General features: G+C 62.2%; 23 protein-coding genes, 1 tRNA gene and 7 pseudogenes. 7 read left to right on the forward strand and 24 right to left on the reverse strand.

What is annotated here, in order from left to right; genetic code table 11:
- The 22 genes and pseudogenes from IPK20_12275 to IPK20_12380 form a co-directional block, all read right to left on the reverse strand.
- Positions 1-641: IS3 family transposase (locus IPK20_12275; GenBank protein MBK8017408.1), on the reverse strand; the 641-nt coding region annotated here is incomplete at its 3' end.
- 32 nt (positions 642-673) lie between these two features.
- A complete protein-coding gene (locus tag IPK20_12280; GenBank protein ID MBK8017409.1) occupies positions 674-940 on the reverse strand; it encodes a transposase in 267 nt (88 codons plus the stop codon).
- A 67-nt stretch (positions 941-1,007) separates the two neighbouring features.
- Positions 1,008-1,790: pseudogene (locus IPK20_12285) on the reverse strand (hypothetical protein).
- 3 nt (positions 1,791-1,793) lie between these two features.
- Positions 1,794-2,354 carry a DUF2857 domain-containing protein gene (locus IPK20_12290; GenBank protein MBK8017410.1) on the reverse strand — a complete coding sequence of 187 codons (561 nt, stop codon included), beginning with the start codon at positions 2,352-2,354 and terminating at the stop codon, positions 1,794-1,796.
- A gap of 15 nt (positions 2,355-2,369) precedes the next feature.
- On the reverse strand, positions 2,370-4,028 hold the full coding sequence (locus IPK20_12295) for a ParB family protein (GenBank protein ID MBK8017411.1): 1,659 nt from the start codon (positions 4,026-4,028) through the stop codon (positions 2,370-2,372).
- On the reverse strand, positions 4,021-4,269 hold the full coding sequence (locus tag IPK20_12300; protein ID MBK8017412.1) for a type II toxin-antitoxin system HicA family toxin: 249 nt from the start codon (positions 4,267-4,269) through the stop codon (positions 4,021-4,023). The genes IPK20_12295 and IPK20_12300 overlap by 8 nt, the downstream gene beginning before the upstream one ends.
- A complete protein-coding gene (locus IPK20_12305; GenBank protein ID MBK8017413.1) occupies positions 4,253-5,128 on the reverse strand; it encodes a ParA family protein in 876 nt (291 codons plus the stop codon). Before IPK20_12305 ends, IPK20_12300 begins: the two co-directional genes overlap by 17 nt.
- Positions 5,129-5,170: 42 nt before the next feature.
- Positions 5,171-5,383: an AlpA family transcriptional regulator gene (locus IPK20_12310; GenBank protein MBK8017414.1), complete on the reverse strand. Its 213-nt coding sequence runs from the start codon at positions 5,381-5,383 to the stop codon at positions 5,171-5,173.
- Between the two features lie 118 nt (positions 5,384-5,501).
- Positions 5,502-6,257 (reverse strand): hypothetical protein, encoded by a 756-nt coding sequence (locus IPK20_12315; protein ID MBK8017415.1) that lies wholly within the window; start codon positions 6,255-6,257, stop codon positions 5,502-5,504.
- A gap of 900 nt (positions 6,258-7,157) precedes the next feature.
- A pseudogene (locus tag IPK20_12320) lies at positions 7,158-8,247 on the reverse strand (zinc-binding dehydrogenase).
- Complete coding sequence (locus IPK20_12325) at positions 8,244-9,020, reverse strand: SDR family oxidoreductase (GenBank protein ID MBK8017416.1); 777 nt, start codon at positions 9,018-9,020, stop codon at positions 8,244-8,246. The pseudogene IPK20_12320 and the gene IPK20_12325 overlap by 4 nt, the downstream one beginning before the upstream one ends.
- Positions 9,021-9,026: 6 nt before the next feature.
- On the reverse strand, positions 9,027-10,715 hold the full coding sequence (locus IPK20_12330) for an NAD(P)/FAD-dependent oxidoreductase (GenBank protein MBK8017417.1): 1,689 nt from the start codon (positions 10,713-10,715) through the stop codon (positions 9,027-9,029).
- A gap of 60 nt (positions 10,716-10,775) precedes the next feature.
- Positions 10,776-10,997, reverse strand: coding sequence for a hypothetical protein (locus IPK20_12335; GenBank protein MBK8017418.1), 222 nt, complete (start codon positions 10,995-10,997; stop codon positions 10,776-10,778).
- Positions 10,998-11,124: 127 nt separating this feature from the next.
- Positions 11,125-11,517: a hypothetical protein gene (locus IPK20_12340; GenBank protein ID MBK8017419.1), complete on the reverse strand. Its 393-nt coding sequence runs from the start codon at positions 11,515-11,517 to the stop codon at positions 11,125-11,127.
- On the reverse strand, positions 11,471-12,094 hold the full coding sequence (locus IPK20_12345) for a LysR family transcriptional regulator (GenBank protein MBK8017420.1): 624 nt from the start codon (positions 12,092-12,094) through the stop codon (positions 11,471-11,473). The genes IPK20_12340 and IPK20_12345 overlap by 47 nt, the downstream gene beginning before the upstream one ends.
- 17 nt (positions 12,095-12,111) lie before the next feature.
- Complete coding sequence (locus IPK20_12350; GenBank protein ID MBK8017421.1) at positions 12,112-13,887, reverse strand: alpha/beta fold hydrolase; 1,776 nt, start codon at positions 13,885-13,887, stop codon at positions 12,112-12,114.
- A 251-nt stretch (positions 13,888-14,138) separates the two neighbouring features.
- Complete coding sequence (locus IPK20_12355) at positions 14,139-14,846, reverse strand: ABC transporter ATP-binding protein (GenBank protein MBK8017422.1); 708 nt, start codon at positions 14,844-14,846, stop codon at positions 14,139-14,141.
- Positions 14,843-15,622, reverse strand: a complete 780-nt coding sequence (locus tag IPK20_12360; protein MBK8017423.1) for an ATP-binding cassette domain-containing protein — start codon at positions 15,620-15,622, stop codon at positions 14,843-14,845. The genes IPK20_12355 and IPK20_12360 overlap by 4 nt, the downstream gene beginning before the upstream one ends.
- Positions 15,619-16,650: a branched-chain amino acid ABC transporter permease gene (locus IPK20_12365; protein MBK8017424.1), complete on the reverse strand. Its 1,032-nt coding sequence runs from the start codon at positions 16,648-16,650 to the stop codon at positions 15,619-15,621. Before IPK20_12365 ends, IPK20_12360 begins: the two co-directional genes overlap by 4 nt.
- Positions 16,647-17,306 carry a branched-chain amino acid ABC transporter permease gene (locus IPK20_12370; protein MBK8017425.1) on the reverse strand — a complete coding sequence of 220 codons (660 nt, stop codon included), beginning with the start codon at positions 17,304-17,306 and terminating at the stop codon, positions 16,647-16,649. Before IPK20_12370 ends, IPK20_12365 begins: the two co-directional genes overlap by 4 nt.
- Positions 17,307-18,007: 701 nt before the next feature.
- Positions 18,008-18,325, reverse strand: a complete 318-nt coding sequence (locus IPK20_12375) for a hypothetical protein (protein MBK8017426.1) — start codon at positions 18,323-18,325, stop codon at positions 18,008-18,010.
- A gap of 51 nt (positions 18,326-18,376) precedes the next feature.
- Positions 18,377-19,666 (reverse strand): ABC transporter substrate-binding protein, encoded by a 1,290-nt coding sequence (locus IPK20_12380; GenBank protein ID MBK8017427.1) that lies wholly within the window; start codon positions 19,664-19,666, stop codon positions 18,377-18,379.
- A gap of 356 nt (positions 19,667-20,022) precedes the next feature.
- Here IPK20_12380 and IPK20_12385 point away from each other — a divergent pair.
- The 5 genes and pseudogenes from IPK20_12385 (at position 20,023) to IPK20_12405 (ending at position 23,261) form a co-directional block, all read left to right on the forward strand.
- Positions 20,023-20,609, forward strand: a pseudogene (locus IPK20_12385) (IS21 family transposase).
- A 99-nt stretch (positions 20,610-20,708) separates the two neighbouring features.
- A pseudogene (locus IPK20_12390) lies at positions 20,709-21,067 on the forward strand (transposase).
- A pseudogene (locus IPK20_12395) lies at positions 21,053-21,918 on the forward strand (IS21 family transposase). The pseudogenes IPK20_12390 and IPK20_12395 overlap by 15 nt, the downstream one beginning before the upstream one ends.
- Positions 21,908-22,462, forward strand: coding sequence for an ATP-binding protein (locus tag IPK20_12400; protein ID MBK8017428.1), 555 nt, complete (start codon positions 21,908-21,910; stop codon positions 22,460-22,462). Before IPK20_12395 ends, IPK20_12400 begins: the two are co-directional and overlap by 11 nt.
- Positions 22,463-22,483: 21 nt before the next feature.
- Positions 22,484-23,261, forward strand: a pseudogene (locus IPK20_12405) (SDR family oxidoreductase).
- A 230-nt stretch (positions 23,262-23,491) separates the two neighbouring features.
- Here the strand turns inward: IPK20_12405 and IPK20_12410 are convergent.
- Positions 23,492-23,704, reverse strand: coding sequence for a hypothetical protein (locus tag IPK20_12410; GenBank protein ID MBK8017429.1), 213 nt, complete (start codon positions 23,702-23,704; stop codon positions 23,492-23,494).
- A 116-nt stretch (positions 23,705-23,820) separates the two neighbouring features.
- On the opposite strand from IPK20_12410, the gene IPK20_12415 reads away from it, so the two are divergent.
- Positions 23,821-24,024 (forward strand): hypothetical protein, encoded by a 204-nt coding sequence (locus tag IPK20_12415; protein ID MBK8017430.1) that lies wholly within the window; start codon positions 23,821-23,823, stop codon positions 24,022-24,024.
- A 167-nt stretch (positions 24,025-24,191) separates the two neighbouring features.
- Here IPK20_12415 and IPK20_12420 read toward each other — a convergent pair.
- Positions 24,192-24,323 (reverse strand): annotated as a pseudogene (locus IPK20_12420) (IS110 family transposase).
- 420 nt (positions 24,324-24,743) lie between these two features.
- Between IPK20_12420 and IPK20_12425 the strand changes: the two are divergent.
- Positions 24,744-24,817: transfer RNA gene (locus IPK20_12425), tRNA-Cys, on the forward strand.
- Positions 24,818-25,161: the final 344 nt, after the last annotated feature.

Raw genomic sequence — 25,161 nt, forward strand, 5'->3', positions numbered from 1 at the left:
TCGCGGAACCGCCCGTTGAAGCTTTCGATGTAGCCGTTCTGCATGGGCCGTCCGGGCTGGATCAGCAGATGCCGGATGCCGTGGGCCTGGGTCCAGGCGATGAACGCCCGGCTGGTGAACTCCGGGCCGTTGTCGGTACGCACCGCTGCTGGATAGCCCCGGAAGGTGGCGGCCTGGTCCAGCAGCCGCGTGACGTAGGCGCCGCCGATGCCGAAGTCCACCGCGATGTCCACGCATTCGTGGCTGTAGTCGTCGGCCACGGTCAGGCATTTCAGGCGCCTGCCGCTGGCCAGACTGTCGCTGACGAAGTCCATGCTCCACACCTCGTTGACTTGGGTGGCGATGCCCAGCGGCGTGCGCTCGCTGGCCGCGCGACGCGCCTTGCGGCGCTTGCGCACGGCCAAGTTGGCGGCCTTGTACAGCCGGTACACCCGCTTGTGGTTCACGCCGGGGAACTGCGCGCGCAGCATGTCGTGCACGCGCCGGTAGCCAAAGCGCCGGCGTTCATGCGCGATGGCCACGATCTGCCCGCTCAGCGCCTGGTTCTCGGCACTGGTGTGTGGCGGATGCCGGTAGCTGTCTCGGCTCAGCCCCACAAGCCTGCACGCGCGGCGCTCGGACAGCCCGTGCTCGCGCACCAACTGCCCGATGGCCTCGCGCCGGGCCTGTGGGGCTAGCGCTTTACCCCCAGGACGCTCTTGAGTGCGTGCATGTCCAGGTGCGCCTCGGCCAGCAGCCGCTTGAGCTTGCCGTTCTCCTGCTCGAGCTCGCGCAGCCGGCGCGCGTCCGACGCCTCCATGCCGCCGAACTTGGCGCGCCACTTGTAGAACGTCGCGTCCGAGAACCCGCCTTTGCGGCAGATCTCAGCCACCGCGATGCCGGCCTCGGCCTGCTTGAGGAACCCGATGATCTGTTCCTCTGTGAACTTGCTCTTCCTCATGTCCGCCATTCTCCTGATAGGCGGACCCCTGCTACTTCACGTTGGTACGGCGGATGGGGAGCACGTCACCTGCTTCGGATTCCGAAGTGGGGTCATCACGATTCCGAAGAAGGCTCGCGGCCCCTTCTTCGGAATCGTGGATGTCCTTCTGCTGTGGATAACTTTCGGTGGTCGCGATGCCCTGGCTGGCGAGGCGTTCGGCCAGGACCTGCAACCGCGACGGCAGCGTGCGACCGGAGAGCAGTGGATCGTCCGCGATCTCCTTGAGGGTATTCAGGCCGATCACCTGGACGGCTTTGGCCGAATGCCCCAGGGATTGGCTGACCAGCGCCAGGTAGTCGGCGTCGAGCTGCATCGCCTCGAACGGCGTCAGCGGTTCGTCGTGCAAGACGTAGAGGTTACCGAGGATGCGGCCGGTCTTGGGGTCGCGCCGTCGCCGCACCAAGCTCAGCCATCGGGTGAGGCGCAGCAGCGTCAGCGCCCGCGCCACGGTTTCGTGCGAGGCCTGCCCGGCGCAGGGCATCGACGCCAGCCACGGCCGAAGCTGCTCATAGGTCGGGAACGCCGTCACGCCATCGTCGTTGAGCATCAACCGGAACACCTGCCAGGCGTTTCGCTCCAGCGGTGTCAGGCGGCGGTCGAGGAACAGCCGCCGCGGCACGGTCTCATGCCGGTTCCCGCTGAACAAGAAGGCATCGCCGGAGGTGCTGGGCGTGGGCGACTGTGCCGCCGCAGGCGCGCTGGGGCTGGGTTCGGAGTGGGCGTTGGGCGCAAGGTCTTGCAGCACAGCGTCGAACAGGTCAGCGAGTGCGACGGGGCCATGGCGTGGTGCAGTGTCGTCCACGGCCATGGCTCAACCCAGTCCCTGATCGACCCACGACTTGATCGCGGCCCAGACCACCGACAGGGGCAGCGACATGCCTTCGGCCAAGTCCATCGCGGCATCGAGGATGGAGGTCTCGTCTTCAAGATCGACGTTCCTGCTGCCGGTCACGGCCTTCCACTGCCGCCACAGTTCCGTGTCCTGCTTCTCGTCCAGCACGGGGTGGCGGCCTTTGCGCTTGGGCATGCCCAGGATTTCGCGACGAAGCGCCACTTCCTGGTGGGTGAGGCCGTAGAAGCGGCTGACCATCTCGGTGCTTGCGCCCAGCCTGAGCATGCGATCGACCGTGGCGATTTCCTTCTCCACGTCCTGCGCCTGTTTGAGCAACCGCCGGAGCACTTCGCGGTTGACCGTCACGGAGCACCACGAGACATTGGCGTTGGCCAGCACGCTGATCAGCGCGGGATGCTTGAGGGCGTCCAGTTCTTCCTCGCCAAACCCCATCAGCTTGCAGCGGCGCAGTTGCCCATTTCGCAGGTCATAGAGGGCTTGGGCGATGACGGCCTGGTTGAGTGGGTGTGGTGCGGACATGCTGGCCTCCCTCGCTCACGTTCCAGAAGCCGTCGCGCCAGCTTCCAGATCGAGCAGGCGGCGGGCCAGCCGCAGCAGCCGGAACAGCTTGACCAGTGCGGTGTCGCTCAATCGCCGGGCCGCATCGCCTTGACCGTGCAGCAGCGCCGGCAGGCCACTGACGACCTGTCCGTCATCCATGCCGACGTTGGTGGGCTGCTGACCGGCCAGACATGCCAGCAACGAGAGGACGGCACTGCCCAGCGGCCCCGGGTCTTGGGCGTAGGCCCGGCAGGCAAAGCCGATGCCATCTGCACGGTCATCGATGCACTCGCCCAGGCCAGCTTCGCCCACGATCTCGCGGGCGAACTGCGCGATGTGGGTGCGCAAACGCTCGGGCGTATCCAGTCCGGGCTCGATGTACCAGACATCGGAGATGGGATAGAGCCCGCCGGCCTGCACCGGGATGGACTGCAAGACATTCGCCGAGAAGTCGCGCGGCAGTGCATCGCCCAACTGGTCGGCGACCATGCGCTGGATGGACTCAAGCCGCTCGGTCGTCGGTGCCGGCGAGACGATGTGCTCCCGAAGCAGATCGGCGTCCGCTGCGGGGCTGCCTGCGCCTGCCTGGCCGGTATCCGCCTCGCTCTCGTGCGTCGAGGGGGTAGCCGCTGGCCGACCTGCAGGCGGCGCGGCCGCTGCAGATCCTGCGGTGATTGACGCGGTAGTGGCAGGTGGACGCGCGATGGCTCCCGGCTCCGGCAATACCGGTGGTCTTGAGGGCGGTGTCGGATCGCTGGTCAAGGCGCGCTGCCGGCTCTCGGATTCGGTCATGTCCAAAGCGAGCACGTCGTAATCAACACCCAGCAGCTCGGCCATCTGGCCGATCAGCTCGTCCTGTACGCGCTGGGGGGCGAACTCGTCGCCTAGCGTGTCGAATTGCGACAGCACTTCCTGAAAGAACTCGTCGAAGTCCTGAACCAGCGAGCGGCCTTTGCCGTAGCGCTCCCACGCGAACATGCAGGCTTTGCGCAGGACCGACAGGCGTTCAACCTGATGGCGTCCGAGGCCGCCATAGAGCACTGCGGGGATCGCGGGCAGGAGGTAGCGTACCGCGTCGCTCATGCGGCTGATGTGCGACTGCTGGACCGGGAAGCCATCGGCAGCGAGGCGGCGGGCCAACTCGGTTTGGCTGACGGCGGCGCTGCTTTCCTGCTCGTAGAACTCGCGCGCTTTCTCCACGCCCAAAGCCCTCTCGATGAACGTGAGGCTCCCGCGCAATTCGTTCTCGGCCAGGTGGCCGGTCAGCATGACCACTTCGCCACGGCTGGGCCAGGGACGGAACAGGCACGATATGCGAAAGAACTGTTCGTCTTTCGTCTCTGACCACAGTTCGCGCAGGATCGCCAGGCGTGTGTTGCCGCCGTTGCGGATGATGTAGTGGTCTTCACCGGGACGCCGCGTGATGGCCGGCGCTGCGTCGAGGCCACGCTCGCGGATGGATGCCTTGATTTCCTCGTAGGCCGAGTTGCGCTTCTTCCTGGGGTCGTGGTCGTAGGGGCGCAACTGGTCCAGCGTCACGACCATCGGCGTGTCGGCGATGGGGTCGCTCAAGGCCGACGCGGACGGGCCGCCGCGCTCGAACCCCGCCGCGAGCAGCTTGCCAGCCATCTGCTGGGAGGTGATCTCAGCCATGGTCGTTTCCCTGCACCTGGAACTGCGCTTCGCGCTCGGCGCGGCGGATCTGCGAACGGGCGTTGAGGGCCGCGCGGTGGTCGCTGGCCGTCGAACTGGTGTAGATCGCGGCGCAGCCGGCCTTGGTGAACTTGAGGTGGCCGCCAGGCGTGCGCTTGACGTGCCAACCTTCGCCGATCGCGAATTCGATCAGGGCGCGCAGCCGCTTGTGGCCGCGCGCCAGTTCATGTGCGTTCGCCATGGGGCCTCCCGGTATCAAGAGGGACAGGCGAACGGCCGGACACCGTGGCAAATCGGTGTTGCCACTGCGGGAACAGCTCGCCGGCGAGACCGCGCATGGTGTCTAGCGCGGTGGGGGCCACTCTGCCTAGCGGCTGTCGATACTCGACCCGATGCACCGGCAGGCCGCGCGTCGCGGCGCGCGGATAGGCTTCGATGGCCGGCACGTCGGTAGCCAACACCCGGATGCCGGCGTGGTCCTGGAACAGATCGCGCAGGGCTTGCTGGATCAGCCGGGCGTTCGCCGATATCGGATGGACGCGGTTGATGAGCAGGTGCAGCGGCGGCGGCTCGATGCCCAGGTGCCGGTACGGCGCGATGTCTTCGAGCAACTGGATGGTGCCGCGCCGCAACTCGCGGGCGGCGAGGATTTCCGGAGTCACGGGCGACAGTGCAATGTCAGAGGCAAGCACCGCCATCTCCAAGGTCACGCTGCGCGCGCCCTGGGTGTCGATCAGCACCAGGTCATAGAGGGGAGCCAGCACCGACCGCAGGTGGCGCAACCGAAGGCGCCCATCCGGGGCGTGCAGCAGCAAGGTGTTCAACTCGCCCCGGTGGTCGTTGGAGACCACCAGGTCCAGGCCCGCGATGATCGTGCGGGAAACGAGCTGGCTGAGTTCGCGCTCGTTGAAGGCCAGCAGCTCATAGATGCCGCCAGGTGCGCGGTGGCCCAGTTCGTAGTAGGACGACAAGGTGGGCTGCACGTCGAGATCGAGCAGCAGCACGCGCAGCCCCGCGTCGGCGGCGAGCCCGCCCAGGTTTGCGGCCGTGGTGGTTTTGCCGACGCCACCTTTCGTTGAAATGATGGATACAACCTGCATGGCGTTCTCCGTGTGAGGATGGAAGGTCCGCTGGAGAACGGGTCAGGCCCGGCTGTTGACGCGCTCGGCGATCCACTCATCGATCTCGATGGAATCCCAGCCGACGGCGCGCACGCCCAGGCGCAGCGCCTTGGGGAACTTGCCGGCGCGCATCAGGTTGTAGAGGTGGGCACGCTTGAAGCCGGATTTCGCTTCGACTTCTAGCAAGCGCAGGATGCGGCGCTCGGGCGGTGGAAGTACAGGTGTTTGCGACATGGCGGTCACTCCTGAACGCTCAGTGGCGTTTGTTGGCTTGACCTCTATTCAATAGACACGGCTGCGGAAAGCCATTGCAAATGCAATCTCCGCGGTTGCACATACAAGCTGGAAAACTTCAAACTGCCGCGCTACGCACCCGGCGTCTCGCCGTGGCGAACTTGCCGTTCAAGGTTCGCTCTGCGCTGCCCATGGCGCCGCTGTGATGCGCGACCAAGGCACTGACCACGGCCTCCTGCGTCTTGAAGCTGGAGTAAGGGGTGCCAGAAGGGGACTGACCGAGCATCAACTCCAGCATGCCTCCGATGCTGTTCTGGTAGGTGGCCTCGGCCCGGTCGCTGATCGGACACTGCGCGCATGCGGGGATCGCCGTGGACTGCTTAAGCAGCGCGTCGTGCTTTTCTTGTAGATCGCGGAGTTGGCGCTTGGACTGCTCCAGGGCGGATTTCAGGGCGAGCCGCTCGACCAGCATGGCTTGCCCGGTTTCCAGCGAGATGAAGGGATGGGCGATACGTTCGCTGCGGGAGAAGAGAAAGCCGGGCCGCTGCTCAGGGTAGTGCTGACGCATCCAGCGCTTCAGATCGACGTGGCGTACCGTCAGATCAGGGGAGTCGATTAGTGCGGTGTCGCGTGACGTGATGCCGTTCTGCCCGAAGGGCAGTTCCCCATTGAGGATGCCGTCGTAGATGCGGTCGGTGTACAGCAGCAGTTCGCCCCAGCGGGGGCAGTCCAGCGACTGCGGCAGGTTCCTCGGCGACGAAATCGAGGCCAAGATTACCTGCTCGTACCGCAGCAGTCCTGCCCAGCGGATGGACGCTTCGATCGGGCGGTAGAACACCTTTGATGATGGCGCATCATTCTTGTTCTCGTGCATGCTCCGTCTCCTTCCAGGAGAAAAACTACATGACCGACTCCTTTGCCGGCGTCCTCATGGTCGGCTTGTGGTCTGTGCAGGAAGCGAGTCCAGCGACTCGCTTTGAGTACTTCTCACCGGTTAGCGCGGCTGGTAGCCGTTGTGTGTTCGATGTGCAAAAATCCATCGATCGCTAGAGGATCGAGCGTCGGTATGCAGGCTCGACAGTGTCGCTCACGCTATCAGGGTCGTAAGAAGTAGCGGCTTCTGCAAAACCGTCTCGGTATGGCCTGATATGCCAACGGTTTCACGAGGCGCGAGGGGGATGGCCATCGTCGTCCAACGTCCGGGCGGACGTGGTCAACCGTTGCCTGTCATGCTTGCCCTAGCATCCTGATATATCGATAAAGAATCGCGCGCCGACACACCATAGCTACGGTGTGCGTTCTTTCGACGTGGCTTGCGATGATGAGCGCCGCGATGTGCGATGCGCGCCTTTCCACGGCGGCATCCGACCTGCGCCGCAACACCAGAAGCATCGACCTTGTCGGCATCGCGGTGGGGATGTGGGAGCAGAAAATGGTAGGTGGGTGGCCAGTCCGAGCCCGTCGCTGCTGGCGATATATCGAGCGTGTGTCTTTGCCTGCCAGAGCATCGCCGCCTACGGCTTCTTGATGGCGCAGTAGGTTCGGCATCCCGAGGGTACAGGCAAAAAACGCCGCCCAACGCGAAGAACCTGCACTACCCACGCATTACAAGCCTCGCGGCAACCCAGCGCAAGCAGCGCAACGTTCCATCATCGATCACGAGCTTGAGGCTGCGTATCACCGCAGCCTTGCTCCGGACCCTGTCTCGTTGCTCGTGCTTCCTGCGCGTAAACGCAAGGCTTCGCATATGACATAGTAAGACTAAGAATTACACTCAGAACTCGATAACAGCGCGAATCTCGAGCCGGTCGTTCAGCCGCTGCAGCGCGAGATTGACGTCTTCAAGCCGAAGTCGATTAGTGACATAGGGCTCGAGCAGCAAAGTCCCTTTGAGGTAGGCGTCGGCCAGGACGGAAAATGTTTCCGCGGCTGAGCCTCCGCCGTAACTGGAACGGGTGATTCGCTTCTCCCCCATCAAAGAACCCCAGCGGAACGCGACTTCCTGCCCTACAGGTACCTTACCTAGCCACACCACTTGGCCGCCTGGCCGGACGAGTTCCAAGCTTGCTCGGAAAGCCGCCTCGTTACCCGCCGCCTCGAACACATAGTCGGCTCCGCGGCCGTGCGTCAACACTAAATGCTCGCCCACTAAGTCCGATCCTAGCTGCATCGTATGCGTGGCACCCATGGCAACGGCGAGATTGAGCCGTTCCGGATCTCGATCAATGGCGATCACGGTGCCTGCGTCTGCCATTCGCGCGCCTTGGATCGCGGACAGACCCACCGCCCCGCAGCCGATCACAGTGACGCTGCTTCCCGGCACCGTCTTAGCTATGTTGAGCACTGCACCAACACCCGTGGCCACTCCGCAGCCCAGTAAACACGCCAAGTGCATCGGGATATCGGGGGGTACTGGCACGGCGCAAGCCCCGGTTACTACCGCCAGTTCCGCGAAGGTACCAGCATACATTAGCTGCTTTATCGGTGTGTCTCCGTAGTACACCCGAGGACGGCCGTCAAATGCAGCGCCGCTGCGGCGTGGTTGCGGTATTGCTGGCACAGAATCGGCTGGTGGCGGCTGCGGTGAAGCAACCTCCGCAATGAGGGTTCCACGAAATTACCACTGGATCCCCTGGCTTCACGTTGCTCACATCCCGCCCGACTTGTTCGACCACGCCAGCCGCCTCGTGGCCGGGTATGAACGGCAACGGCATGCCTAGGTGCCCCTGCACCGCTTCCAGATCAGTATGGCAAAGGCTTGTTGCCGCGATGCGCACCACCACATCTCCGTCGGCGAGGTTGCGCAATTCCAAGTCGCGCAACTGCAGTGGCTGGCCCGCCTGTTCGAGTACAGCAGCCTTCACGCGGTGTTCCCCCAGTAAAACTCGCGTCGCCCGCCGTCAATACAGACGATCTCGCCGTTGATAAAGCCCGCCTGGCGCGAGGCCAGGTAGGCCACCAGCGCTCCTATCTCATTGGGCTCACACAGCCTTCGCGTGGGATTCTGCTCACGGATCACCGCAAGCATCGGTGATGAGAAGCCGTCGATCAATTCGGTGGCAACGTAGCCAGGCGCGATCGCATTAACGGTGATCCCATCCGGTCCCATCTCCTTAGCGAGTGCGCGGGTGAAGCCAGCGATGGACGCCTTGGCTGCAACGTAATGCGAGGCTCCCGGGCGACCGCCTCCGGTGTAGTTCATAGACGAAGTGTTGACGATGCGCCCGTAGCCACCGAGGCGCATGAGAGGAATAGCCGCGCGCGACCAGAGGAAGGTGCTGCGCACATGCGCGCGCTGCATACTGTCCCAGACTTCCGCCGGCATCTCGTACGCGCTGTAATCCGGCTTTACTCCGACGCCGGCATTGTTAACGAGAATGGCTATCTTGCCGAATTTCTCGGCAATCTTGCGCATCGCTTCCGCCACTTCAGCTTCGTCGGCGGCGTCGGCGGGGAACGCCGACGCTTGGATGCCACGCGCACGCAGAATAGCGGCCGCGTCCATTGCTGCGACGGAGTCTATGTCGTTGATCGCGATCACCGCGCCTTCCGCCCCGAGCGCCTCGGCTTCGGCAAAGCCGATTCCGCGCGCCCCACCGGTGATAACGGCCACACGGCCTTCGATGCCCAGATCCATGGTCTGTTACTCAACATCGTCCGTGACGAACTCAGTCGCCGAAGGTTTCACTTCGGTGCGAGGCACGCAGAGATACTCTGATGGTTCGAACCGCTGGGTGATCTGCCAATACTCAAGTTGCTTCCAAGGCGAATTGACGGTTACCCGTCCGGCAGCATTTTTATACCAACTGGTAACGCGCGGGTGAGACCACACCATGTTGGCGCAACGCTCGTCGACCACGGCGTTGTAATGATCATGTACTTCCTGCTTGACTTCAATCGTTGCGAAGTCACTGTCGATCATTGCACGCAAGGCCTGCATGATGTAGCGGATCTGGCATTCGAAATAAAAGATGGTGCTGCCGCCCGGCCCCGGGTTGGTGTTGGGTCCATACATCACAAAGAAGTTGGGGAACTGGGGAACGGTCATCCCCTTATAGGCCCGCGGATCGTCATCGCCCCAGAGCTGGCGTAGGTCGACACCGTGGCGCCCCCGAATTTCCATCGGCCACAACATGCGTGACGCCTGGAAGCCAGTGGCGAAAACGATAGCGTCCACTTGATGGCGGGTTCCGTCTTCCATCACGATCGCGTTCTCGGTCACATGAGAGATTGCGTCGGTGATGAGCTCCACGTTGTCGAGCTTGAGCATGCGGTACCAGTTGTTGTCGCGCAGCATGCGGGAACCATAAGGCGGATAGTTGGGTGTGCACTTTGCGATCAGCGATTCGTCGCCTTCCAGTTCGCTGCGGATGTAAGCAACCAGTTGCTCACGAATTGCATGGTTCTCGCGGTTCAGGGAGATTTCGCTCATGGCCCACTTGGGATCCACCCGCAGCGTGTCATGAAAGCTCTCAGCCGACACCCAGAAGAGCTGGAATCGCTGCCACTGGGAGAAGAAAGGAATATGGTTCAGGGCCCAGCGATGGCCGTCAGTGACCGCCTTATGGTAGTTGGCGTTGCGCATCGCCCAATTGGGCGCGCGCTGGAACACCAGCAGCTCAGCCACGTCGGGGGCAATGCTGGGACCCACCTGCATGCCGCTGGCGCCAGTTCCGACCAGCGCCACCCGTTTGCCATTCACCTCGAAACTGTGGTCCCAGCGGGCGGTGTGGAACTTGGCACCCTTGAAGAACTCGAGCCCTTCGATACGCGGGATGAACGGGCGATTGAGCTGGCCCACCGCGGAAACTAGTGCCGTGGCACGTAGCCTCTCGACTCGGCCTTGGCCATCCACCGTCTCGATGTTCCAGCGATTGACGGCTTCGTCGAAGCTTGCTCGCGTGACCTCAACACCGAGTCGGATCCGATCGCGCAACTTGAATTTTTCCGCTGTCTTACGGATATAACTCAGTATCTCGCCCTGTTTGGAAAAATGATGGGGCCAGTCATTGTTGGGGCTGAAGGAGTAAGAGAAATAATGATTCGGCGTGTCGACGCCGCAGCCGGGGTACGAGTTTTCGAACCAAGTGCCGCCGATGTCTGCATTTTTCTCCAAGATCACGAATGGGATGCCCGCTTGCTCGAGTTGGATTGCCGCGCAGATTCCCGCCAAGCCAGCCCCAATCACCACGACCTTGAACCCTTTGGGAGGTTGCCGAGCCTCGCCGCCTGCTGCCGTAATGCGCGAATGCCTCTCGCTAAGCCCCATTTCTTCCAGCAGCAGTGGCACGTATGCTGAAGGCACTGTCTCGCCGACCGCTACGCTCATCATTTGGCGGAGGATGTCCTCATCTGGAGGGGTCAGGTTAAGGCTCGACGCCAGTGTGGCTCTTCAGCGTTTCCACCAGTCGGTCTCTGATTTTTCCTTCAGTTGCTCGGGAATCTCCTCCTGAAAGCTCCAGGCCCCTTTGATGAAGGGCGCCGCTTCGTGAAGAATTTTCATGTCGCCCGTGAGCTGCACCAACACCAGGAGCGTGGGAACAATGTCCGCTTCCTGCAGTGCCGCCCGGAGCGCACGTTCGTCATAGATTGCCGTACTGAATGATGCCTGCATTGCGAATTCCTTTCTAGGTGCGTTTGCCGTTTTGCGCAGAGGGTCAAACGATAGAGGTGAAAGCGCAGGCGTGGGTTGATATCGGATGAGCGCGTGGGTCAGAAAACGTGATTGATCGTGCGAGGCCCTAAGCGGCACGCTGCATTGGCGTTAGCGTCAGTCGAAGCGCTGGTCCAGCTGAAGTGCAGCTGCGGCGTTCTAAGACTTCAGCAAACTTTCTCTCCAGGATGTCGACGAAGCATCTCGCAGCAAGAGTGAGCGGGCGTCGCGGATGGTGTACGAAGTAAAGATCAAAGCTCATCTTCGGATTGACAATCGGATAGATGAAGATGTCCTTCCGGTCAAGCTCTTGCATCACGCCGATAGATTGGCATACGGCGCCCCAATCGGAACTTCGGATAGCTTCCATGGTGGCCACGAGTCCGTCGATGCGCATCACACGATTCACGGCGATTTCCCCCCTAGTGATGTAGTCAAGCAACGTGGCGCCCATCAGGTGGCGTTCGGAGGGAACTATCAACTTGAGGCTCGCGCATGGTCGACAAGTCGCAAGGTGTGAACTGCGGCCCGTTGATGGGCTGGCCGGAGATAAGGGCGAAGTGATCCTGAAAGCCTGGTCGGCAGGCAAGCCCGCTATGCTCCAGCGGCAAGGCGCCCAGAGCGACGTCAAGAAAGCCTGATTGCACCTGCTCCGTCACGTAGCGGCTGTAGGCCTCCACGACAGTCACGTCCACATTGGGGTAGAGGCCCATGAACTCATCTAATATTTCACCCAAAACTCCCTGACAGGTAGCCGAGGGAAGCCCTACGCGCAGAGACCCCGATACGCTATTGCCCTGGACCAGATCGCTCATCTCTTGCTTGGCAAAGGCAAGTGTCCGTGCGATGGGTTGGCACAGTTCATAGAACCGTCGGCCGGCCACGGTTGGCTCGACTCCGCGTTTGGTGCGGTCGAACACTACCGTGCCGAGTTCGTCCTCTAGGTTGCGAATTTGCATGCTCAGCGCGGACCGCACTACGTGCATCCGTTCGGCGGCCTTGGCAAAGCTTCGCTCCTCGTAGACACTCATGAAATAGTGGATAAGCCGAATGTCCATGCTGTCCCGTCTCCTTTTTAGTTAGCGAGAAAGTTCGAGATCTCGCCATTGAGCGCGAGAGCCGCATTCGGGTCCAGAGCGCTAGCCGCTAAATGGCCGTAATTGCTTTGAATATCGACCCACCGACAGTTGGCCACGTGACAAGCCACGCGATGCGCGGCCTCTACAGGGTTATATAGGTCCAAGGGCGGGGCGCCCACTAGGGTGGGGACGCATATCGAGGCAAGCGCCTTATCAGTGTCACCACCATGATCGGCCAACAGCCCCACGTCAAAGGCGTCATAGGCATAGGACTGCCAGATCCAGTCCAATGGATCGAAGCCTTGCGCAATCCACGCTCGCGTCTGGGCCGCCAGCCACGTCTCCACGCGCTCGCTATCGGCAATTTCACAGTCGAACTGCGACGGAGTGCGCATGCTCGCCGCTTGCATGAGGGGAACCCAATCCGTCCATACGTCGTGCGGCGGCGCTCCACGTTCCACGCGAGCCAGGCCTGCCTCTAGGTGCGCGCGGGCCATCAGGTTTATTAATCGCGCCCAGGGAGTTGTTTTCGCCATGGGAGTGAGCGCAACCACGCGCCGTGCAAACCCTGGGTACAGTACCGCCCATGCAAGCGCCTGCATTCCGCCCATGGAAGCGCCCACTACCGCATGAAGCTGCCTAATTCCCAACTGCGCCAGCAACGCATGCTGGCTGTGCACCATATCATCGATACCGAAGCGCGGAAAAATGCGGCCCGACTGACCGGGAGAATTGGACGGGGAACTGGTTAACCCGTTGCCGATGGCATCCACCGCCAGTATGCGAAAGCTCCGGGGGTCCAACGCTCGGCCAGGGCCGATCAGAAAGTCGAGGCGATGATGTGTGCTGCCGATGGCGCTGAGTACCAGCACGACGGGTTTTTGCGCCACCCCATCATGTCCATGATCCGCATATGAGATGCGCATGTCGGCGATCTGCCCGCCGCCGGTCAACGAAAAGTCGCCCAGCGAGACAACACCATGCGGTGCATCGACGCAGCCGGGCAGCAACCGATGTCTCGATTCAGGGGAGTCAGCCAGGGGGCACTGCAGCGCGCATAGATACCGCGCCGCGTCATTTAGCGCAGTGGCCGCTTCGGGCACCACGGCCGCCATCTGGAGAAACCCGTGAACAAGACCAGGCTGTTCCGCTTCAGTCACGACCAGTCCGGCAGCGCGTGCGCGCCTAGCCAAAGCGCGGCTGTCATCAGCGAGCGGATCGCACTGCGCCGCCATGATGAGCATTGGCGGCAGGCCGGACAAATCGGCCAGCAGCGGTGAGATCCGCGCATCGGTGGCTCTTGCTTCGCCTGCGGCCTGTAAGTAGTTCGAGCGGAACCAAGCCATGCGAGCGGTTGAAAGCCCATAGTCTCCCGAGCCAAATCTGTCGTTCGACTCACCGCAGCAGTCAGGCCCGAACACGCCATAAAATAGCAACGCTGCGGACGGCATCGCCACATGTTGTCCGCGGAACTCCAGCATCGCCGCCAGCGCCAGGTTGGCGCCAGCCGAATCGCCGGCAATGAACAGCGGTCTTCCGGTACTGTCAGCCTCAAGCCAGTGCCACGCGCTCAGGCAGTCGTGCAGGGCCGCCGGAAACGGTGCTTCGGGCGCCAGTCGATAGTCGATGCCGACAACTTCGGTGCCTGAACCTAGCGCCAGCCGCGACATTGCTGCGAGGTGGGTGTCAACGCTGCCCAGTACCCAGCCGCCGCCATGTAGGTAGAGTACCCGCGCTGCGGGCAAACGCCCGCCCTGAGCACGAACGGCCACCGCAGGGAGTGGTCCGGCACCAGTGGCGATAGAAAACCTGCGGATGGTGACCCCCGGCGGTACGCGGGGCCGCCATAGTTGCTGTTGCGCTGCGTAACATGCACGGGCTTCTCCTAGCGGCATGGTAGTGATGTCAGGGCCTTCACGCATTCCCACGCGCAGGGTCGCGACAACGTGGCGAATGCCAGGCGCTAGCAGCGCATCGTCCGCCAGCGCGAGCGACTCTGCCTCATGGTCCGTCGGCATCCTGGTTACTCCAAGCCTTTAATGATCTTCATGGTCGCGGCATCCGCCTCCGCCTGCGCCCGCGTCCCCTCAAAGACGATCTCGCCCCGCTCGATGACGTACAGCCGATCTGCGAAGCGAGGTAGATGATAGAAATTTGATTCCGCGAGCAGCACCGCGCGTCCTTGATCCAGGATGCTTCGCAGTCCGGCGCTGATGGTTGGCAGGATTGCAGGCGAAAGGCCTTCGAAGGCTTCGTCCAACAGCAGAAGATCTGGATCAGTGCAAGGGCGCGAAATTGAAACCATCTTGCGTTCGCCACCGGATAGCTGCTGCCCTCCGCGATGCGCGTAGGTGCGCAGTTTGGGAAATATAGAGTAGGCAGCCTCCAGTCGCTCGCTTGCAGGACGAGCAGTCTTGCGCGTCCAGGTCGGCAATGCGATGTTGTCCTCGACAGTGAGGTCGCCGAACACATCGCTGCCTTCGGGGGTGTAGCCCACGCCCTTGGCCGCGATCCGGTGCGTAGGCCACCCCTCTAGCGAGTCGCCGCCAAACCGGATCTCGCCTGAGGCAACTTTGTGGTAGCCCATGATGGCGCGAAAAGTGGTGGTTTTGCCTGCCCCGTTTCGTCCGACAAGGCACACCAGCTCCCCCGGTTCAACCCGCAGCGACAGATCGTGCAGGACATGGTTTCCTTGTCGGTGGACGTTCACATTCTCAAGTTGTAGCGTCATGCCGTTGTCTCCAGTTTCCCGACGACGACTGACAGGATCTCTTCATTAGAGAAGAAGTCATCAGTGGGTTGGTCGGCGATCTTTCGCCCCCCCTGCATTGCCACGATCCGACTGGAATAGCGCCGGACTAGGTCCATGTCGTGCTCGATCAGCAGGATCGCGCCGACATTCATCTCGCGCGCCGCCACCAGGAGGGTTTCCATGACGCCATGCTTGTCGGCGGTGGAAACGCCGGCCGTTGGCTCGTCAAGAAGTACGACCTTAGGTCGCAGCGCGAAGGCACTAGCCACGTCCAGCAGCTTGCGCTTGCCGTGTGGCAGTGAGCTTGCAACGATGTCAAGCGCATCTTCGAACCGGAATGCAGCCGCCGTGGCGCGCACTACTTCCGCTGCCGACCGATGAGACCGTGCATCGCCAAATAGCCTCCAGCGCAGGCCCAACTGAGAGCAAGCGGCAACTGTGAGCGTGTCCCGAACAGTCAAGTCGGGGAACACATTCACCAGTTGGAATGTTCGTGCGAGGCCGCGCGTTGACAGCTCGACCGAATTCGAGCCACGGATGTCGCGACCCATGAAGTGTGCCCGGCCATACGTAGGTGGAACAAAGCCAGTGAGCACGTTGACCAGCGTCGTCTTGCCGGCGCCATTTGGACCGACGGGGGATACGAACTCGCCTTGGTTGAGACGCAGATCTACACCTTCCAGCGCGATAAACTGTCCGTACGATCTTCCGACACCCTGTGCCTCCAGGAGCGGGGTTTGCTGCGTTGATGTCATCTGTTCCTCCAGCGATTCCAGAGCGTGCGCACCGTCCCAAGGAGGCCGCCGGGCATACCGATTACCAGAGCCGCGAGAGCTACACCCAGGAAGAAGCGCCAATACTGTGTTGCTGCCTGGAGTTCGTCTTGCAGCAGGATAAAGACAAAGGCCCCTACTACAGGCCCCAGGAATTGCTGGAAGCCTCCGAGCACCGCCATGAAGACGAGGTGCCCAGAATGCGCCCAGTGGGCAAGCTCCGGGTCAGCAAGACCTGTATTCACGCCAAGAATCACACCACCTACCGCGCCGTACATTGCCGAAATCAGAAACGCAACACCGCGAACCTGACGCGTCTTTACGCCGAGGTAATTGGCCTTCACCTCGTTGTCGCGAGTGGCCTGCAGGTGTAACCCGTAGGGGGATCGGACGATACCCCACATCACCAGAACGCCTAGCGCCAGCAGCACAAGGCAGTAGTAGTAGAAGGGCCCGGTCAGAAATTCCATCTTGCCCATTGCGGCGTAGCTGCGGCCCAGCAGCGTCGGCTGAGGCACATTCATGCCGCTATCTCCTCCGGTCAAGTGATAGAACTTGTTGAGAAAAGAATAGAACAGCATGCCAAAAGATAGGGTCAGCATGCCGAAAAAAATTCCAATGAATCGGCTGGCTACAAAGGCAATCGGCAGAGCCACCAAAAGCGAAACACCCACCGCGCATAACAGCATTCCCTCGATCGAGGTCAACCCAAAATACCGTGCGGATATGGCGGAAGCATAGGCGCCAAGGGAGAGAAAAAGAGCGTGCCCAAAAGACAACAGTCCTCCATAGCCGAACAGAAGGTTGAAGCCGAGCAGCGCCACAGCGTAGGCCATGAACGGAATACCCAAGCTGACGTAATAGGCGTCGGCGAACTGCGGCACGGCGGCCAGCGCGATCACGCTCAAGAATATTGCAGCTTGAAGCCCCCGGCGCGCGAACCTGCTTGGCTTGTTGTCGCGCAAAGATGCGGTGTGGCCTGACGCCACCGATCTAAATACAGTACTCATACGGCCGCCTTCCCAAAGATTCCAGAGGGCTTGAAAACGAGAATGCCGAGGACGATGACGTAGGTCGCCAGAACTTCAACCTCGGGGTACAACACCAGCGCCGCGGCACGAATCAAACCGACGATCAACGCGCCGGCCACGGCCCCTTTCATGCTACCCAGTCCACCAATGACGATCACCGCAAAGGCTTCCACTACCAGATCCACGCCAATCTGCAGCGAAACGGCCGCGGTCGGGACTACCATGGCGCCGCCCACTGTGCCGAGTGTGGTGCCCAAGGTGAACACCAGTAAATAGACCATCCGAACGTTTACGCCCATCGCCGCGCTTGCTTCGCGGTTCTCCGCTGTGGCGCGCAACATCTTGCCCAACGTTGTGCGACTCAAGAACCACCCGAGACCAACGGCTATGGCTATGGCCAGCAGAATAACGAATACGTTGTAAGCGGGCATTTGCGCGCCCCACAACGATACGCTGCCATAGTGCATCGCGACGTTGGCCAACTGTTGGGGATTGGCGCCCCAAAAAAATCGCAACACATCCTGGAACACCAGGATTAGCGAGAACGTCGAGGCTGTAGAAAAACCCCCGTTCTCCCCTTGATCGCCGATCTGGGCCTCGGCACCGCGCGTTGCGCGGAGAAGTCGGCCGCCGATCCGTCGACAGGAACCTCAAGTTCATCGCCGTCGACTTCGACGCGCAGATCCTCCCGGCACCTTCGAGCACGCGTCAGGTGCGGTGGACTCGCCGTTCATCGAGACCTACCGCAACGACGCACGGCGCGCCCTTCACCCTCGGTTCTCTCGTCATCGGCTGGCGGCCGATCAGCTGCGCCACGCGGTGCGGCAGCACGTGCAGTTCATCGCCCGCGGGACGGCGGACTTTCCGCAGGCTTCGTCAGCCGGCGGGCGCGTCGCTCTTCCCCAGGTGCGGTCTCTGCAGCGGCCTCCGGCCACGGATGTTCGCCCGCGGGGTCGCGCGGCAAGTGCGGGGCTTGCCGCGGGCAAGGTGGAACACGCGGGAAGTGTTGGCCCGGCGAAGTGGCCGCGCAGGAACGCGGTCGAAGTCGAGCGGCTCGACGCAGCGAGCTCGGACGGCGGAGAAGCCCCAGGGACGCTCGGGCGGGAAGCCGGTGCTGAGGCGCCCGTCGCATCCGGGCCGGCGGGCTGCGGTGTCGCGCCGGATGGAAGCCCAGATCACGTCGCCAGGCGGGGGCTCGAACAGGGCTGCCGGAAGGGAAGCCGAACCTGTTCTGACGCCGGGTGATCGGGCCGATGCGGTTACACGCGAAGCCAACCTGCCACCTAGTCCGCGAGGCCGGGCCCCCCCGCCCCACCACAACCCGGGGCCCGCCATTTCAGCTCGTTAGCAACAACTGGAAGGATTCGGGTCGTTTGTAGATGGTGCTGATCAATCGCTCTAGGGGTAATCCGATGAGGCCGGCAAGTAGGCCCGCCGCCAGCAGGGCCAGCGGAAACATCGGAATGGGCAACCCCTGTGCCAGCGCCCAAGTGGTGAAGGAAATGCCGACGTAAGCGCCAAGCGCGTACAGAGAACCGCAGGCCAGGTTCACGACACGTTGAACGCCAAACACAAGTTGCAAGCCTGAGGTGAGCAAAAAGAGTGCGGCCGCATGAAAGACGCCGGCCATCAAAATGCCGATAAGAGATGCCATAGTAATCTGGCGCGGCTCGCTTGGTCGCGGCCGAGCCTGTCTCCGGTTGTTTTAGACCTCGAATTTTGTCGATTCAAGCCACTGCCAGAAATCTGCACCTGCTGGCTTCTGGATATGCTCAGTGGACATGCTCTCGACCGAGGCGAGCGTAGGAAAGTCGTAGGCGTTCTTATGCGTCGTCAAGCCCTGGAATATCACTTGGTTGGCGATGTGGTCCGCACGCATGGATGCTGGTCCGCCGAGGGATTCGACCTTTAGGCCTGGCATGGCCATCGCGATCTCGGTGGAGCTTGGCCACGAACCCGACTTCGCCGCAAGCGCACGCTCTACTCCCGCCTTGTAGAGCTGCAGGCAGAAGTAGGCGCGGTCGCTTTCCCAGTGCGGGTAGTCCTTGTATTTGTCGGCATACCATTTGACGAACTCTTTTTGTAGTGGCGAAGCGGCCGGATTTTCGAAATACATAGTGCTGTGCCCGAACACAACGCCCTCAGGAGTGAACTCTTTCTTCATTGCCGTGTGTTGCCACCCCGCCGCCGGCATCACGAACTTGCAGTTTTCCGTCAGGCCGACATTGTGGGCTTGACGCATGAATACCGGAAGATCGGCGAAAAGCATGGACGTGAAGATCACGTCTGGCTTAGCGGTCTTCAACGCGGCGACGTTGGAGGTGAGGTCCATGGTGCCGACCTTCACCCACTGCTCAGCCACCACCTCGTGCGCGATGCCAAACTTCTTCAAAATGGCCGTGAAAGTTGTCCAGGTGTTGCGCCCGTAGGTGTAGTCAGCGTTGATGCCGGCGACGCGTACCATACTGCCCTTGAAGTGGCGAATGGCGAGCAGGGAGGACATGACAGCATCGACCTCATTGTCGATTGCGCGAAAGACGTACTTCGGATTCGGCATCATCTCCTTCACGCCGTCTTGGGTCGTGCCGTCCCACAAAAGCGTTAGCATCTGTGACTGCTCGGCGGCTGGTGCCAAGGCCAGGCTGACTCCCGACGAGATCACGCCGTGCACGGCGTCCACCCGGTCCTGCAAAACCAGCTTGCGATAGCGATCAATCGTCTCCTTGGGGGTGGTCTCTTCCTGGATGACCAGTTCAATCTTCCGTCCCCCGATACCGTTCATGGCATTGAGTTTGGCCACCGACCATTCCATCGCCCGGATGCCGCCTTCGCCAGCCGTGCCCGCGATTCCGCCACGGGGGGCAATGACGCCGATTTTCAGCGGCTTGTTTTGCGCAAAGGCTGGCGCAGCTAAAAGGCCGGACGCCCCCAACGCCATGCCGGCGCCAATTTTCTTGAGTGCCCTGCGGCGGTGAACATTCAGGTTGTCGGTCATGTGTTGTCTCTCTAGGTTGTGGTGGAGGCTCGAAACGTGTCAGAAGACACCAGGCTGGACCTTAGCCAAAGAGTCGTCAAAACCAAAGCAAGATCGAATGAATCGAAGCGTCAGAAAAGCTGATCCTTGCGGGTTGCGTCCAAGGGTGCGACATCGGTTCTCGTCGCATTTAGGGATTAATTGAAAAGCGCGATTCGCAGCGTGCTACCGCCGCGCGATTGACCTGCCGATGACCTTGTCGTATTGGCGCCGACCGAAATCTGAGCCACTTTTGAAGGGTCCGCCGATTACAACTGAGCCAGGTGAGCACCTACTCTGCTTATTTTTTGTGCAGCAGAGGAAGAGGAGTGATCACCATGGACATGGTTGACAGAATCCGACGGCTGCACAGCCGGGGAAACAAATCGGAGCGCGAGATCGCGCGCATCACAGGGCTGTCGCGAAACACGGTCTCCAAGTGGCTGCACGGGCAGGTCGATGGTCCGCCGAAGTACCAGCGCGGCGAGCAGCCGACTAAGCTCACGGCGTTCCACGAGGCGCTGCGCCAGGCCTTGAATGCCGATGCCCGTCGCCCCCGGCAGCAGCGGCGCACCGTCCGCGCCCTGTACATCGAGATCAAGGCAGCAGGCTACGAGGGCGGCTACAGCCGCGTGATCGACTTCATCCGCGCATAGCGCCAGTCCGAGGGCCAAGGCGCTGCGACCAACGCCTTCATCCCGCTGGCCTTCGCGCTCGGTGAGGCCTACCAGTTCGACTGGAGCGAAGAGGGCCAGGTGGTGGGCGACATCTCTACTACCGCGTGCAGGTCGCGCACGTGAAGCTGTGCGCCTCGCGGGCGTTCTGGCTGGTGGCCTATCCCAGCCAGGGCCACGAGATGCCGTTCGACGCCCACACGCCTTCGTTCGCAGCGCTCGGCGGCGTAGTCCGGCGCGGCATCTACGAATGCCAGTGACTTCCCTGGTCGTAGCGGCGCTGGCTGGTAGCAGCATCGTCGATGTCAGCATGGAGATCTCACCGTCAGCTGAAGCCGAAGGAGATGACCATGCCGATTGCAATCGTGGGAATTGACCTGGCCAAGAACGTCTTTGCCGTGCACGCTGTCGGCAAAAGCGGGCTGGTCGAGCAGAGAAGGCCGGAGGTGCGCCGCTGTAAACTGTGGAGCTGGTGGCCTCCTGGCCTCCTTGTTTGATCGGGATGGAAACCTGCTCGGGCGCGCATTACTGGGCCCGCGAGTTCGAGAAGTTGGGCCACACCGTGCGGCTGATGGCCCCCAGGTTCGTTGCGCCGTATCGCATGGCTGGCAAGCGAGGCAAGAACGATGCGAACGACGCGCAGGCCATCTGCGAAGCAGTGGCTCGGCCGACCATGAGGTTCGTACCGATCAAGAACATCGAGCAGCAGACCGCGGTGGACAAGGTCCGCAAGGGCAAGGGCCGCGTGGTCAACGAGCGCTTCGCCACCATGTGCGCGCACTACCTGGTCGATCCGGACTTCTGCAACGTGGCCTCCGGCTGGGAGAAGGGCGTGGTGGAGAAGAACGTGCAGGACAGCCGCCGGCGCATCTGGATCGAGGCGGCCAAGCACAAGTTTTTCAGCTTCGCCGAGCTGAACGCCTGGCTGGCCGAGTTGCTGGAGCACGAGCGCGCGCACCTGATGCCCATGCCGGCGCCGTTCGATGGCTACGTGGAGAAGCCCGCACGGGTGTCCAGCACCTGCGCCACTCGGTGCGGTGCGAGCTGCACGGGCAGATGGTCAGCACGCGGCTGTACCCCGCCAGCGTGGCCATCGTGGCGGGCGACAGCATCGTCGCGCGCCACGACCGGCTGAGCAACGCTGGGGAGACCCGCTACGACTGGCGGCACTACATCCCGCTGCTGCAGCGCAAGCCTGGCGCGTTGCGCAATGGCGCGCCGTTCGCCGACATGCCCGAGCCCCTGCAGCGCCTGCGCGGCGGGCTGCTGCGCAACCCAGGCGGTCACCGCGTGATGGCACAGGTGCTGGCCATTGTGCCGGCGGCCGGGCTGGATGCGGTGCTGGTCGCGGTGGACCTGGCGCTGGAGACCGGGCCACCGGGAAAGGGCAGCGTGGAGCACGTGGTCAACGTGCTGGGCCGGCTGAACGCGGCGCCCATCACGCCGACAGCATCCACGCACGTGAGGGCCATCACGGCGCCGCTGGCCGACACCGCGCGCTATGACCGCCTGCGTGCGGTGAACGACAGCGTCGCCCAGGAGGTCCGCCATGAAGACTGACGTGCTGATCGAACTGAAGGCGCTGCGCCTGCACGGCATGGCCGGCGCGTGGGCCGATCTGGTCGAGCAAGGCGGTGGTGCGGGCGCCATAGCGCTGGCATCGAGTCCTCGCGCTGGCTCATCGAACACCTGCTACAGGCCGAGGCCACGGACAGCGCGATGCGCTCGGTCAGCCACCAGATGCACGCGGCCCGCTTCCCGGTGCATCGCGACCTGGCAGGCTTCGACTTCGAGGTCTCGCCGGTGGATCGTGCGCTCGTCACCAATGCTGGCCAGCACCGCCTTCACCGACAACGAGCACAACGTCGTGCTGGTCGGCGAGCCGGGCACCGGCGAGACCCATCTGGCCCCAACCATCGGCGTGTCTCGCATCAGCATGCAAGACCAAGCTGACGTCAGCGATACAGGGGCGGGAGATGGCATTTTTTTCATGTCCATAGTCAGATTTTCTGATGTAGCGCTTCACATTAAATCGCGCGTCCCGACCCCTTACTCGGGAATAATCTCCGTTCATTCGCGATCGTTCCGCACGCGAACCCAGTGACCTACCGGAGGAAGTTGAGGTATGCAAAGTTTTGATTTGGCAGGACGGAGAACACTGGTGACGGGCGGTGCCGGTGGGATCGGAAAGGCGGCAGCCGAGTTATTCACGCTGCTGGGTGCCCGTGTCGTAGTCGCCGATGTAGAGGCGCGGTCCGCCTCCGAGGCTGCCGCTGAGACCCAAGCGGTGGGATTCCAGGTCGGCGATGTTTCAGTGGAGGCGGATGCCATTCGCATGGTTGATGGCGCAGCCGATCAACTCGGTGGTCTGGATGCGGTATTTCACTGCGCCGGCATCCACAAGCTGGCGCCGGCGATGGCGCAGCAGATCAGTGACTGGCAGCGGGTGATGGACGTTAACGTGCGCGGGACCCAGTTCGTCTGCAGCCTTGCAGCAAAGCACATGGCGCCACACCGCGCCGGCGCGATGGTGGTTGTCACCTCTATCGCCGGTTACAACGGCCAACCCCGGCGCAGTGCCTACGGCACTTCGAAGGCGGCAGTCGCGTATCTGGCGCGATGTTTCGCGACAGAGTGGGGGCACTTGGGCATTCGCGTTAATGCCATCGCCCCAGGATACGTGCTCACTCCGATGGCCCGTGGAATCATCGAGAGTGGCGCCACCGACGCCGCGCGCATTATCGGTCGCACGCCTCTGGGCCGCTTAGCGGAACCGGTTGAGATCGCGCGTGCGGCTGCCTTCCCTGTTGTCAAGTTGGTCCTCCTACATCACCGGTGCTGAACTGTTCGTAGACGGCGGATGGGCTGCATATGGCGGGTCTGGAGAGGTCAACGGTTTTTAGAGCTCCTCCGTGCCAATGAGCTGCGGCACCTACCCCGATAGATCAGTGAGCAACGAGGTAGGGTATGACGATCAACAATCAGCCTAAGGCCGCAGTGCACGCAGCGAGGAGTTTGCGGCGCCGGCCGACCTGCGCGCCATCGGCTCCGAGGTCGTGTCCGGCGCACGCCGCTGACATTTCATCAACTGCACCCATCCTGCGGTGACGTACTCGGCAATGTCTATGCAGCTTTACCTGGGCAACGACCGAGCCGGGCAGTTCTCCGTGTCGGGCAAGAAGTTGAGTTCTTCTACCGTGGGCACGCGTTGTACGGCCGACGACTGCGCCCCGTGTACAACGAGCGCCGCGCAACCGGTGAACTCGTCCACGTAGAGGTCGGCCACGGTGTTGTCATCGCGGTCGCCGGCTGGATGCTGGATGCAGGCCGCGTGCTTTGCCTTCACCCTGGGTAGTCCACGCGCATCGTGCAAGGCGCTCGCGGATCGGCACCGCCTGCTGGTCGAGCAAGGCCATCGGCGAAGCTTGCCGGGTGTTCATCACACCGTCGGAGAAGCTTCGCATGAAGACAAGTTCGAGTCTGGATCCCTTGCAAGCCAGGCCGCCCCTGGTGGTCGGCCCGCGGCAGCTGTGCATGACGTTCGGGAGGTCCGTGCTCCTGGCAGCGACGCCAGAGCAGTGCGCGACGGCGATGCAGGCGCTCGCCGCCGTGTTGATGCAGGCCGCCGGCCTTGACAATCCGGAGGCTGATGATGTCCAGCCATGATCTGCGGCCTGCGGATGTGCTGCGCCGCAAGGTCGTGGTCTACGTGTGTCAATCCGCAGACCCTGGTCCAGGTGAACCTAGAGAGCAAGCGGCGCCATTACAACCTCGTCCAGGAGGCCTCCGTGTGGTAGTTGTTCTTCGTTGCGCTGGTTCAGGCTGCGGCTGGGCTACCCACATAGCCCGCATCGAACTGCCGGGTCATGTGCCTGCAGCGCCCACACGATTCGCGCGTTCTTGTTCGCAAGCGCTACCGCGGCCACATTTTTGTATCGCCGGCTGACGACCGAACTGATCCAGTTGCACGTGTCGGCCCGTTGGCCCACGCGATAGACGCCCCTCTCGGTTCTGGTGGTTGGACTGTGGGAGGTTCGCTCAACTGCGGGTGGGGGCGTCCATCCATTGCTTACGATGCGATCGCTGCGGGAGAAGAGAAAGCCGGTCCGCTGCTCAAGGTAGTGCTGACGCATCCAGCGCTTGTGTGTCTTGTGTGCTCAGTCCGTGTCTATGGACGTCGGTGGACTTCTTTGGACGATCTTGGTTGCCGAGGGCAAAAAACAAGGCTACAATTGAGGTCTTCGCTGACCACCTTGGCGAAGAAAGTGATTGGGAAACAACGACTTACTGTCCTAGTAAACGTCTCGTCTCCCGCTCCAGAATTCCTCCGGGGAAAACGATTGACCACATTCGTTTTCCCCGTTTCGTTTTCGCTGGTGTGCACCGGCGGGGTGGCAGAGTGGTCATGCAGCGGCCTGCAAAGCCGTCTACGCCGGTTCGATTCCGACCCCCGCCTCCAATGCGCCCGACACCTTCGGAACGCCCGTCGTCATTCCGCTGAGGTTTTCGGGGCCGCGTCGGCACGTGTCCAGCCATTTCCGACGCAGCGACCAAGCGAATCCAGGCGTCGCCGACGCGGCGGTCGTACGCCTCCGTTCGCACGGGTCCACAAGGCTGTCGTCCGGCCTTGCGGCGAAGCGCACCGCACGAAGCATCACCATCTCCCGACGTTGAATCTGTCCCCACGATGCCCGCCACCCACGAAGTCATGGCGATCGTGAACTGCCGTGATCCTTCGTCGACTCGACGCAGGCGGAGGCCCGCAGCAATATCGCACCCGGCACGCCTGTTCGACGCCGTGTC

Source organism: Betaproteobacteria bacterium (assembly GCA_016713305.1).
In the GTDB taxonomy this organism is placed as follows: Bacteria; Pseudomonadota; Gammaproteobacteria; order Burkholderiales.